Origin of the sequence: Pantoea sp. SM3 (assembly GCF_000963995.1) — a bacterium.
Classification (GTDB): domain Bacteria; phylum Pseudomonadota; class Gammaproteobacteria; order Enterobacterales; family Enterobacteriaceae; genus Pantoea; species Pantoea rwandensis_B.
The window spans coordinates 129,165-141,249 of sequence record NZ_JZRD01000033.1; the positions used below are offsets into that span (position 1 = coordinate 129,165).

At 50.9% G+C, this 12,085-nt stretch carries 9 protein-coding genes; 4 read left to right on the forward strand and 5 right to left on the reverse strand.

Annotated elements, in window-relative coordinates:
• Window positions 1–3 precede the first annotated feature (3 nt).
• From ihfB to serC, 5 genes are all read right to left on the reverse strand, one after another.
• Window positions 4–288 (reverse strand): integration host factor subunit beta, encoded by a 285-nt coding sequence (ihfB, locus tag VI01_RS18940; RefSeq protein WP_003849360.1) that lies wholly within the window; start codon window positions 286–288, stop codon window positions 4–6.
• An 86-nt stretch (window positions 289–374) separates the two neighbouring features.
• A complete protein-coding gene (gene rpsA, locus VI01_RS18945; protein WP_034820570.1) occupies window positions 375–2,048 on the reverse strand; it encodes a 30S ribosomal protein S1 in 1,674 nt (557 codons plus the stop codon).
• A gap of 122 nt (window positions 2,049–2,170) precedes the next feature.
• Window positions 2,171–2,851, reverse strand: a complete 681-nt coding sequence (gene cmk / locus VI01_RS18950) for a (d)CMP kinase (RefSeq protein ID WP_045816271.1) — start codon at window positions 2,849–2,851, stop codon at window positions 2,171–2,173.
• Window positions 2,852–3,048: 197 nt separating this feature from the next.
• On the reverse strand, window positions 3,049–4,335 hold the full coding sequence (gene aroA, locus VI01_RS18955) for a 3-phosphoshikimate 1-carboxyvinyltransferase (protein WP_045816272.1): 1,287 nt from the start codon (window positions 4,333–4,335) through the stop codon (window positions 3,049–3,051).
• A gap of 81 nt (window positions 4,336–4,416) precedes the next feature.
• Window positions 4,417–5,502, reverse strand: a complete 1,086-nt coding sequence (gene serC / locus VI01_RS18960; protein ID WP_045816273.1) for a 3-phosphoserine/phosphohydroxythreonine transaminase — start codon at window positions 5,500–5,502, stop codon at window positions 4,417–4,419.
• A 313-nt stretch (window positions 5,503–5,815) separates the two neighbouring features.
• On the opposite strand from serC, the gene ycaO reads away from it, so the two are divergent.
• The 4 genes from ycaO to pflA all read left to right on the forward strand — a co-directional run bounded on the left by ycaO (window position 5,816) and on the right by pflA (window position 12,042).
• Window positions 5,816–7,576, forward strand: a complete 1,761-nt coding sequence (gene ycaO / locus VI01_RS18965; protein ID WP_045816274.1) for a 30S ribosomal protein S12 methylthiotransferase accessory factor YcaO — start codon at window positions 5,816–5,818, stop codon at window positions 7,574–7,576.
• A gap of 355 nt (window positions 7,577–7,931) precedes the next feature.
• Window positions 7,932–8,792: a formate transporter FocA gene (gene focA, locus VI01_RS18970; RefSeq protein WP_038647829.1), complete on the forward strand. Its 861-nt coding sequence runs from the start codon at window positions 7,932–7,934 to the stop codon at window positions 8,790–8,792.
• Window positions 8,793–8,859: 67 nt separating this feature from the next.
• Entirely contained in the window at window positions 8,860–11,142 is a 2,283-nt protein-coding gene (gene pflB / locus VI01_RS18975) for a formate C-acetyltransferase (protein WP_045816275.1), read from the forward strand.
• A 159-nt stretch (window positions 11,143–11,301) separates the two neighbouring features.
• A complete protein-coding gene (gene pflA, locus VI01_RS18980) occupies window positions 11,302–12,042 on the forward strand; it encodes a pyruvate formate lyase 1-activating protein (protein ID WP_038647833.1) in 741 nt (246 codons plus the stop codon).
• Window positions 12,043–12,085 lie beyond the last annotated feature (43 nt).

Sequence of the window (12,085 nt, forward strand, 5' to 3'; positions counted from 1 at the left end):
GGCTTAGCCGTAGATATTTGCACGGTCACGCAATTCTTTGCCCGGCTTGAAGTGGGGAACGTATTTACCTTCCAGATCCACTTTGTCACCCGTTTTCGGGTTACGACCAGTGCGCGGTGCGCGGTAGTGCAAAGAAAAGCTGCCGAATCCCCGGATTTCAATGCGCTCGCCCTGTGCCAACGTAGTGGCCATGTGCTCGAGCATCTCTTTAACTGCATCCTCAACGACTTTCGCCGGAATATGAGTATGCTGTCCAGCAAGTCTTTCAATAAGTTCTGACTTGGTCATGTAACCTCCGGTTAATCCTTAATGGGAAAGGTATGACAGCTTTTACCGAAACCGGACGATTGACATCGTCCGGTGCCTCGGGTCGATTACTCGCCTTTAGCCGCTTTGAACGCTTCAGCCATAGCGCTAGAGAAGTTGCTTTCTTCCTGTTTGGTGTTAACAGTGTTGATAGCTTCTTTCTCATCAGCCTGGTCTTTAGCACGAACAGACAGGCTTACAACGCGGTTCTTACGGTCAACGCCGGTGAATTTAGCTTCAACGTCGTCACCAACACTCAGAACCAGAGTTGCGTCTTCAATACGGTCCAGTGAAGCTTCTGAAGCGCGCAGGTAACCTTCAACGCCATCAGCCAATTCTACTGTAGCACCTTTAGCGTCTACTGCAGTGACTTTACCGTTAACGATAGCGCCTTTCTTGTTCAGGGTGATGTAGTTGTTGAATGGATCTTCAGCCAACTGCTTCACGCCCAGAGAGATGCGCTCGCGCTCTGCATCAACCTGCAGTACAACAGCAGCGATTTCGTCGCCTTTTTTGTACTCACGAACGGCTTCTTCGCCAGTCGCGTTCCAGGAGATGTCTGACAGGTGAACCAGACCGTCGATGCCACCGTCCAGGCCGATGAAGATACCGAAGTCAGTGATTGACTTGATTTTACCTTCAACGCGATCGCCTTTGTTGTGGGTCTCAGCGAACTGCTGCCATGGGTTGTTTTTGCACTGCTTCAGACCCAGGGAGATACGACGACGTTCTTCGTCGATGTCCAGAACCATAACTTCAACAACATCGCCCACGTTAACAACTTTAGATGGGTGAATGTTTTTGTTGGTCCAGTCCATTTCAGAAACGTGTACCAGGCCTTCAACGCCTTCTTCGATTTCAACGAAGCAGCCGTAATCGGTCAGGTTGGTTACACGTCCAGTCAGCTTGGTGCCTTCTGGGTAACGTTTAGCGATAGCAACCCATGGATCTTCGCCCAGCTGTTTCAGGCCGAGGGATACACGAGTACGTTCGCGGTCGAACTTCAGCACTTTAACAGTGATTTCGTCGCCCACGTTGACGATTTCGCTCGGATGCTTAACGCGTTTCCAAGCCATGTCAGTGATGTGCAGCAGGCCGTCAACGCCACCCAGATCCACGAATGCGCCGTAGTCAGTGAGGTTCTTAACGATACCTTTAACTTCCATGCCTTCCTGCAGGTTTTCCAGCAGCTGATCGCGTTCAGCGCTGTTTTCAGATTCGATAACTGCGCGGCGAGAAACCACCACGTTGTTACGTTTCTGATCAAGCTTGATAACTTTGAACTCAAGCTCTTTGCCTTCCAGGTGCAGAGTATCGCGAACCGGACGAACGTCAACCAGTGAACCTGGCAGGAACGCACGAATACCGTTCAGCTCAACTGTGAAGCCACCTTTAACTTTGCCGTTGATAACACCGGTAACAGTTTCAGCTTCTTCGTAAGCTTTTTCCAGCGTGATCCAAGCTTCGTGACGCTTAGCTTTCTCACGGGACAGCAGGGTTTCACCGAAGCCGTCTTCAACTGCGTCAAGCGCAACGTCAACTTCGTCGCCAACCTGGATTTCCAGTTCGCCGGCTGCGTTCTTGAACTGCTCTGCAGGAATTGCAGACTCAGATTTCAGACCCGCATCAACCAGGACTACGTCTTTGTCGATAGAGACAACAACGCCACGAACGATGGAACCCGGACGGGTTTCGATTTCTTTCAGTGATTCTTCAAATAGTTGAGCAAAAGATTCAGTCATATTGATAATCTTAGGATTCTTCAATTTAACGTCCACCTGACGTCATTGTCGGATGGGGTTGTTTCACATGCCCAGCACCGGATCCCTGGTACAGGGTTACAGCAATTCAGTTACCGAATAGATTAAATGCCCAGCTTGTGTCGGGCATAATCAAGTGCCTTTTCAATCACTTGCTCAATGGACATGCTGGTCGAATCCAGCACCAGAGCATCAGCGGCAGGCACTAAAGGCGCGATTGCACGATTACGATCGCGGTCGTCGCGTTCCTTTATCTCGGATAAAAGGCGATCAAAGTTAACATTAAAGCCCTTCTCCTGCAACTGTAGCATACGTCGATGAGCACGCTCTTCTGAACTTGCATCAAGGAAGATTTTTACCGGTGCATCGGGGAACACGACTGTGCCCATATCACGGCCATCTGCAATTAAGCCCGGATCTTCACGGAATGCTCGCTGGCGACGCAGCAATGCTTCACGCACGCGTGGGAAGGCAGCAACCCGCGAAGCCGTATTACTCACTTCCTGCGTGCGGATTTCACCGGTCACATCCTCACCTTCTAAAATGACCTGCATCTCACCTTCTACGGACAAGAAACGTACGTCAAGGTGAGCGGCCATAGGCACTAATGCTTCTTCGGATTCAATATCCACCTGATGATGAAGTGCAGCCAATGCAAGTACGCGATAAATGGCACCAGAATCCAGCAAGTGCCACTGCAATGACTCCGCCATCGCTTTACACAAAGTCCCTTTACCTGCGCCACTTGGGCCATCAATGGTAATTACCGGGGCGATTGCCGTCATTGTTCTCTCCTGTTGCTGCGTGCTTATTATCAGCCTTCTTGGCTGTTTGAATGCGCGGCATTATACGCTGCCCGCGTCAGGTTAGTTACCCTTTAGCGTAGACAGCGCCAGAATTTTCGACAGATTCAGAAGAATTTCCGCCCAATAAGGCCACAATAGAGCGAGGAAACCCGGCACAAGCGTACCGGGTAGCGGGATCAAGAAGTCTGGCTGATTTTAGCCAACTGCTGGAAGTAATCCGGGAAGGTTTTAGCTGTGCAGCCTGGATCAAGAATGGTGACAGGCGTGTCCGATAACGCCACGAGAGCAAAGCACATCGCCATACGGTGATCGTTATAAGTGCCAATATCCGCATGCTGAAGCTGAGCCGGTGGAGTGACACGAATGAAATCGTGACCCTCTTCAACTTCCGCACCCACTTTGCGCAATTCGGTCGCCATCGCCGCTAAACGGTCGGTCTCTTTTACGCGCCAGTTGTAAATGTTACGCATCAAGGTCGTGCCTTCCGCGAACAACGCCGTGGTAGCAATGGTCATCGCCGCATCAGGAATATGGTTCATGTCCATATCAATCGCGGAGAGAGAACCTCGTGTGCAGGCAATATAGTCATCACCCCATTCAATCACCGCGCCCATTTTTTCCAGCACATCGGCAAAACGGATGTCGCCCTGAACGCTATTACGGCCAATCCCGGTTACACGAACCGTTCCACCTTTAATGGCAGCGGCGGCGAGGAAATAAGAGGCAGATGAGGCATCGCCCTCCACCAGATAATCGCCCGGAGATTGATACTGTTGCTGGCCTTTCACCACAAAGCGCTGGTAGTTCTGGTTATCGACTTCGACACCAAAACAACGCATCAGGTGCAGTGTAATATCAATGTACGGCTTAGAGACCAGATCACCTTTGATGGTAATCACAGTGTCTTTCGGTGCCAGCGGCGCGGTCATCAGCAACGCTGTCAGAAACTGGCTGGAAACACTACCGTCCACACTGACTTCACCACCGACAAACCCGCCGTTCAGACGCAGCGGCGGATAATCCGTCTGCTCCAGGTAATCAATATTGGCTCCGCCCTGACGCAGCGCATCCACCAGATGACCAATTGGGCGCTCTTTCATGCGTGGTTCGCCAGTCAGTACAATCGACTGTTGACCCAGGCACAGTGCGGCAGCCAGCGGACGCATGGCAGTACCAGCGTTGCCCAGAAAGAGTTCCAGAGCCTGATCACTGTGCAGCGGACCTGCATTTCCCACCACTTCGCACACGGTACGATCAGCAGAGAGCGTGTAGTTAACGCCCAGCGCCTTCAGCGCATTCAGCATGTGTTTGACATCATCGCTATCCAGCAAATTGGTCAGGCGAGTTGTGCCATTTGCCAACGCAGCCAGTAACAATGCGCGGTTAGAAACGCTTTTTGAACCCGGTAAGTTTACCGTGCCGTCAACGCGAGCAATCGGTTGTAGAGTCAGGGAGTCCTGCATGTGAAACCAAATCTCCAGAAAAGACAAAACCCCGTTGTTTAACGGGGCCAGTGGCCAGCCAGGCTGGCCGATGATGAGTAATTAGCCGTGACGACGTTCGAAGTCGATCATGAACTCAGTCAGGGCTTTCACCCCTTCCAGCGGCATCGCATTGTAGATCGACGCACGCATACCGCCAACCACGCGGTGTCCTTTCAGTGCATGCAGGCCTGCCTGCAGAGACTCGTCCAGAAACACTTTGTCCAGCGCGGCATCAGCCAGCTGGAACGGCACGTTCATACGTGAACGGTTCGCAGCGGCAACATCGTTACGGTAGAAGCTGCTGTTATCAATGACGCCATAGAGCAGGTCTGCTTTCGCCTGATTGACCTTATCCATCTCAGCAACACCGCCCTTCTCTTTCAGCCATTTGAATACCAGACCAGAGAGGTACCAGGCAAAAGTCGGCGGTGTGTTGAACATGGATTCGTTTTCAGCCAGCACCTTGTAATCAAGGATAGACGGCACATAACGCTGCGCTTTGCCCAGCAGATCCTCTCGCACCACCACCAGCGTTAATCCCGCTGGACCGATGTTTTTCTGTGCGCCCGCGTAGATCACACCGTAACGGCTGACATCGATTGGGCGAGACATGATGGTTGAAGAAAGATCAGCCACCACGACTTTGTCACCAAAGTCAGGCTCTTCATCGATAGCAATACCATCAATGGTTTCATTCGGGCAGAAATGCACATAGGCGGCATCATCGTTCAACTGCCATTCACGCATTGGTAACAAAGCACGTTTACCGTCAAGCGTGGTTTTGACGTCGATGGTGTTCGGAGAGCAATATTTTTCCGCTTCTTTGATCGCGCTATGTGCCCAGTAGCCACCATCAATGTAGTCAGCGGATTTCGCATCACCTAACAGGTTACCAGGGATAGCTGCGAACTGCGCGCGAGCGCCGCCATGGCAGAATAAAACTTTGTAGTTCGATGGGATCTTCAGCAGATCGCGAAAATCCTGTTCTGCGGCTTCAGCGACAGCAATGAACTCTTTACTGCGATGGCTGATCTCCATTACAGAGGTGCCTAATCCGTGCCAGTTTGTCAGTTCTTGTTCTGCACGACGGAGCACTTCTACCGGCAGCATCGCTGGGCCGGAGCTAAAATTATAAACCTGCGTCATTTCCCCTCACCACTGTCATATCGAACGGTTATGAATACCGTATCGGTTTTATCATTGCCTCCGAATGGCTGCAATCATTAATCCGATAGCGATCACAATTCCGGGGCGGGCTCCACCGCAGCTTATGTCATAAATGCAATAAGCCACGGAATTTTGTGAGGGAGTTTCCCGAAGTAAAATCAGAATGCTGCCAGGTGATGAAATAGCCGTGACAATACCGCGATAAATTTAGACCACTGAATAGCGAAGCAGGCGCAAAACCCGTATCATTGCGCGCTTTACGCCCACCCCATCGACTTGAGAGAGCGCCAACATGACGCAAACGTTTATTCCAGGAAAAGACGCCGCACTGGAAGACTCCATCGCACGTTTCCAGCACAAACTGCAGGACCTGGGCTTCAACATTGAAGAAGCCTCCTGGCTGAACCCGGTTCCACACGTCTGGTCTGTGCATATCCGCGATCGCGACTGCCCGCTGTGCTTTACCAATGGTAAAGGTGCCAGTAAGAAAGCGGCACTGGCTTCGGCGTTAGGCGAATATTTTGAGCGTCTCTCAACCAACTACTTCTTCGCCGATTTCTGGCTCGGTCAGTCCATCGCCAACGGCGATTTCGTTCACTACCCGAATGAGAAGTGGTTCCCATTGACCGACGATGACAGCTTGCCAGCAGGCATTCTGGATGCGCGTCTGCAGAAATTTTACGATCCTGAAGATAGCCTGAGCGCCTCAGATCTGATTGACCTGCAGTCAGGTAATGTTGACCGTGGTATCTGCGGCCTGCCATTTACCCGTCAATCCGACCAGCAGACGGTCTACATCCCGATGAACATCATAGGCAACCTGTATGTTTCTAACGGCATGTCTGCCGGTAACACCGCGAACGAAGCGCGTGTACAGGGCCTGTCTGAAGTCTTTGAGCGCCACATTAAAAACCGCATTATCGCTGAGTCAATTAGCCTGCCAGAAATCCCTGCTGAAGTGATGCAGCGCTACCCCGGCGTGATTGAGGCGATTGAACGTCTGGAAGCCGAAGGTTTCCCGATCTTCTCTTACGATGCTTCGCTGGGCGGCAAGTACCCGGTTATCTGCGTAGTGTTGTTCAACCCGGCCAACGGCACTTGCTTTGCTTCATTCGGCGCGCACCCAGACTTTGGTGTGGCATTGGAACGTACCGTTACTGAACTGCTCCAGGGCCGTGGACTGAAAGACCTGGATGTCTTCACCCCACCAACCTTCGATGATGAAGAAGTGGCTGAACACGCCAACCTGGAAACCCACTTTATCGATTCCAGTGGTTTAATCTCCTGGGACATGTTCAAAGACGATGCGGATTATCCTTTCGTCGACTGGAGCTTCTCAGGCAGCACGCATGAAGAGTTTGATACGCTGATGGCCATCTTCCGCGCGGAAGGTCAAGAGGTTTACATCGCGGATTATGAGCATCTGGGCGTTTACGCCTGCCGTATCATCGTACCGGGCATGTCAGATATTTATCCGGCAGAAGACCTGTTATTGGCCAACAACAGCATGGGCGCGCCGCTGCGTGAAACCTTGCTGGCGCTGCCAGCCAGTGAGTGGGAACCGGAAGCGTATCTGAACCTCATCGAGCAGTTGGATGAAGAAGGTCATGACGACTTCACTCGCGTCCGTGAGCTGCTGGGTCTGGCGTCAGGTAAAGACAATGGCTGGTACACCCTGCGTATTGGCGAGTTGAAAGCCATGCTAGCATTGGCGGGCGGAGATTTGGATCAGGCTCTGATCTGGACGGAGTGGACCATGGAGTTCAACCAGTCAATCTTCAGCGCCGAACGCGCCAACTATTACCGTTGCCTGCAAACCCTGCTATTGCTCGCCATGGAAGAAGAACGCGATCCGCTGCAATATCATCGTGCCTTTGTGCGGATGTATGGCGAAGCCGCTGTTGATGCCGCTTCTGCAGCGATCAGCGGTGAAGCGCCATTCTACGGCTTGCAGGCAGTGGACCTCGATCTGAAAGCCTTCCCGGCGCATCAGGCCCTGCTGGCCGCCTATGAAAAACTGCAGGCAGCAAAGCGCAATTACTGGTCAAAGTAATATTCACGAACGCTTAGCGCGATATTTTTGCTAACGTTGAGAATGGCACTGATTAACCCCGGTGCCATTTTTTTTGCTTCACATTGTCATATTCAACATTGAATATTGATTATTAACAATTCAGTTTCATTGGTTAAACTGAATTAACATTGAGTCACTCTCAAAGACCAATCATTAAACTTATTTTGCATAAATTAAAAAATTTTTAGTTTATATTATTCAATAAGTTAAGTGTATATCCTTTAACTTAACGCCTCGCTTACCCCGTACCTCCCTGCCATTTATGATCCACATCAATTCCTGACCTATACTCCTTTGTTAGTATCTTTACAGACAATTTCAGGAGAGCGTTAGTGTGAAAGCTGACAACCCTTTTAATGCATTATTACCCGCGGCCATGGCGAAAGTTGCTGAAGATGCCGGCGTCTATAAAGCCACTAAACATCCTTTAACCACCTTCTTCTTAGCCATCACTGCTGGCGTATTTATTTCTATCGCGTTTGTTTTCTACATTACGGCCACCACGGGCAGTGGCGCCATGCCCTACGGTATTGCGAAACTGATTGGCGGTATCTGCTTCTCTCTGGGTTTGATGCTGGTTGTGGTATGTGGCGCGGACCTGTTCACTTCGACGGTTTTGATTGTGGTGGCGAAAGCCAGCGGGCGCATCACCTGGATGCAACTCGGTCGTCATTGGCTGAATGTCTATATCGGTAACCTGTTTGGTGCGCTGTTCTTTGTCGCACTGATTTGGTTAGCAGGTGAACATATGGTTGCCAATGGCGCGTGGGGATTGAATGTCCTGCAAACCGCCGACCACAAAATGCATCACACGTTTATTGAAGCCGTTAGCCTCGGCACACTCGCTAACCTGATGGTTTGCCTGGCGGTGTGGATGAGTTACTCCGGCCGCAGTCTGTTCGACAAAATGTTCGCCATGATTTTGCCCGTCGGGATGTTCGTCGCCAGCGGCTTTGAGCACAGTATCGCCAACATGTTTTTGGTTCCGATGGCAATCGTCATTCGCGACTTCGCCAGCCCGGAATTCTGGCAAATGGCCGGTTCCAGCGCCGCACAGTTCCCCTCTCTCAGCGTTGGCGACTTTATTGTTAATAACCTCATTCCAGTGACAATCGGCAACATTATCGGTGGCGGATTGTTAGTCGGTTTGACCTACTGGGTCATCTATCTGCGCGGTGATGATCCGGTGCATTAAGAAATTAAAACGGGCGTGCCAGAGGGCACGTCATCGTCAGAGTCTCCCTAAATAAGGCAGGTATATCATGTCCGAACTTAACGAAAAAATGGCGTCAGCCTGGGAAGGATTTAGCGCCGGCGAATGGCAGAACGGTGTCAACGTCCGTGACTTTATCCAGAAAAACTACACCCCCTATGAAGGTGACGAATCTTTCCTCGCGGGCGCCACACCAGCCACCACTAAACTGTGGGACAGCGTGCTGGAAGGTATCAAGATTGAGAACCGCACTCATGCACCGGTTGATTTCGATACCGACCTGGCTTCAACCATCACTTCACATGATGCGGGTTATATCAATAAGTCGCTGGAGACCATTGTAGGTCTGCAGACTGAAGCACCGCTGAAACGCGCCATTATCCCATTTGGCGGCATCAAAATGGTCGAAGGTTCTTGCAAAGTTTATGGCCGTGAACTCGACCCTGCCCTGAAAAAAGTCTTCACCGACTATCGTAAAACCCATAACCAGGGCGTGTTCGATGTCTATACTCCGGACATTCTGCGCTGCCGTAAATCCGGTGTATTGACCGGTCTGCCAGATGCTTATGGTCGTGGTCGTATCATCGGTGACTATCGCCGCGTGGCGCTGTACGGCATCGATTATCTGATGAAAGATAAAGTGGCGCAGTTCAATTCACTGCAAAGCGATATGGAAAATGGTGTCAATCTTGAAGCCACTATCCGCCTGCGTGAAGAAATCTCCGAGCAACACCGTGCGCTTGGTCAGATTAAAGAAATGGCAGCCAAATACGGCTCTGATATTTCTCTGCCCGCGACCACAGCGCAAGAGGCTGTACAGTGGACCTACTTCGGCTATCTGGCCGCTGTGAAATCACAGAACGGCGCCGCGATGTCATTCGGTCGCGTATCCACCTTCCTTGATGTTTATATCGACCGTGATATTAAAGCGGGCAAACTGACTGAAGAAGGCGCGCAGGAGTTAATTGACCACCTGGTGATGAAACTGCGTATGGTGCGTTTCCTGCGTACCCCAGAATATGACGAATTGTTCTCAGGTGACCCAATCTGGGCAACCGAGTCTCTGGCCGGTATGGGTGTCGATGGCCGTACTTTAGTCACCAAAAGTACCTTCCGCTTCCTGAATACCTTGTACACCATGGGCCCGTCACCGGAACCTAACATGACCATTCTGTGGTCAGAAAAACTGCCGGTTAACTTCAAAAAATATGCAGCCAAAGTCTCTATCGATACGTCTTCATTGCAGTATGAGAATGACGATCTGATGCGCCCTGACTTTGATAACGATGACTACGCGATCGCCTGCTGTGTGAGCCCAATGATTGTCGGCAAACAGATGCAGTTCTTCGGCGCCCGCGCCAACCTGGCTAAAACACTGCTGTATGCAATCAACGGTGGCGTGGACGAAAAACTGAAAATGCAGGTTGGCCCGAAAGAGACGCCAATTACTGATGAAATTCTGGATTTCGACATTGTGATGGCACGTCTGGATCACTTCATGGATTGGCTGGCTAAACAGTATGTCACCTCATTGAATATCATCCATTACATGCATGATAAGTACAGCTACGAAGCTTCACTGATGGCGCTGCATGACCGTGACGTCTATCGCACCATGGCGTGTGGTATCGCAGGCTTGTCAGTGGCGGCGGATTCCCTCTCTGCCATTAAATATGCCAAAGTAAAAACCGTGCGTGATGCGGATGGTCTGGCCGTAGATTTCGAGATTGAAGGCGAGTATCCGCAGTTTGGTAACAACGATTCACGTGTCGATGATATGGCGTGTGACCTGGTTGAACGTTTCATGAAGAAAATTCAGAAACTGCAAACCTATCGTAATGCGGTGCCAACGCAGTCTGTGCTGACCATCACCTCTAACGTGGTATACGGTAAGAAAACCGGTAACACCCCTGACGGTCGTCGTGCAGGTGCGCCATTCGGTCCAGGTGCTAACCCAATGCACGGTCGCGATCAGAAAGGTGCGGTGGCTTCTCTGACTTCGGTAGCCAAACTGCCGTTTGCCTATGCGAAAGATGGTATTTCTTACACCTTCTCCATCGTGCCTAATGCACTCGGTAAAGATGATAATGTGCGTAAAACCAACCTTGCGGGCTTGATGGATGGCTACTTCCACCATGAAGCCAATATCGAGGGGGGTCAGCACCTTAACGTCAACGTTATGAACCGTGAGATGCTGCTGGATGCGATGGAACATCCGGAGAAATATCCTCAGCTGACCATTCGTGTTTCCGGTTATGCTGTGCGCTTTAACTCGCTGACCAAAGAGCAGCAGCAGGATGTGATTACCCGTACGTTCACTCAGTCCCTGTAATCCTCACTGAAATGTAAAGGCTCCTGCGGGAGCCTTTTCTCCACAAGTCTGTTTTGCCAGTTTGCTTTCGCTGGCAGCCTCGCAAAATCGACTTTAATCCAAGAGCACAACACAGATTGTGCCGCCTGATGTTGAGGCTAACCCGGAGAATACATCGCAATGTCAACCATCGGTCGTATCCACTCATTTGAATCCTGCGGCACCGTTGACGGTCCCGGCATCCGTTTTATCACCTTCTTCCAGGGCTGTCTGATGCGCTGCCTCTACTGCCATAATCGCGACACCTGGGACACTCACGGTGGCAAAGAAGTCACGGTGGACGACCTGATGAAAGATGCACTGTCGTATCGTCACTTTATGAATGCCTCTGGCGGAGGAGTAACGGCATCAGGTGGGGAAGCAATCTTACAAGCCGAGTTTGTGCGTGATTGGTTCCGTGCCTGTAAGGCAGAAGGCATTCACACCTGCCTGGATACTAACGGCTTTGTACGTCGTTACGATCCGGTGATTGACGAACTGCTGGATGCCACCGATCTGGTGATGCTCGACCTAAAACAAATTAATGATGATGTGCACCAGATTCTGGTTGGCGTCTCTAATCATCGCACCCTCGATTTCGCGCGCTATCTGCAGAAGAAAGGCAAACGTACCTGGATTCGCTTTGTGGTCGTGCCTGGCTATTCCGATGATGATGACTCTGCCCATCGACTGGGTGCATTCACTAAGGATATGGAGAACGTCGAGAAAATTGAGCTGCTACCCTACCATGAGTTAGGTAAGCACAAATGGATCGCCATGGGCGAAGAGTACAAGCTGGATGGGGTAAAACCACCCAGTAAAGAGACGATGGAACGGGTCAAAAATATTCTGGCAGGATATGGTCACGAAGTGATGTACTGACAAAAAAGGGAGCTTACCGCTCCCTTTTTTCATTGGTTCATTC